The organism is Kineococcus auxinigenes, assembly GCF_050871525.1.
Classification (GTDB): domain Bacteria; phylum Actinomycetota; class Actinomycetes; order Actinomycetales; family Kineococcaceae; genus Kineococcus.
The window spans coordinates 1-546 of record NZ_JBKBCT010000185.1; the positions used below are offsets into that span (position 1 = coordinate 1).

The window sequence follows — 546 nt, forward strand, 5'->3', positions numbered from 1 at the left end:
AAAGTTGCAGAGAATGTGGTCTTGAGCATGGGTGGCTCCTTCGATTGAGAGATGGCGCAACGCAGCGCCGTGGTACGACTTCGGCTTAGGCGGCCAGAAGTTCACGCACGTAGCGGTCCTCCCAGCCATCGCCCTGCATGTAGTGCTTGTCGAAAACCGCTTGCGCCTTGCCGTCGGAGCGCAGCCGGGCAACCATCTCAGGCTTGAAGTCCGTCTGGAGCATGCGCGACGTGGTCCGGGTGACCCACAGGTAGTCGCGGTTCGGCACGGCGTCGTTGATCATTTGCACCTGGTCGACGGTCAGGCCGAACGTGTCGCAGTACAGGTTCTTGCTGGTATTGGCGAGGCTGTTGGGCAGGTAGATGAAGTTCGCGATGGTTTCCTTCAGCACCTCGAAGTCGGTAATCCGCGCGATCTGGCGCAGCGACTGTGTTGCCATCCACACGGCACCGTTGAGCTTGCGGATGGTGGTCAGCCACGTTTCCAAGCGCCTGTAGAAGCGTTCGTACTTGAAGAAGAAGCCCGCCTCTTCAATCTCGATCAGCG

The 546-nt window shown here is 59.3% G+C and carries 1 pseudogene; it reads right to left on the reverse strand.

Annotation, left to right across the window (positions count from 1 at the left end):
• Nucleotides 1-85: 85 nt before the first annotated feature.
• Nucleotides 86-546: pseudogene (locus ACRYR9_RS19935) on the reverse strand (VirB4 family type IV secretion system protein); the annotation flags it as partial.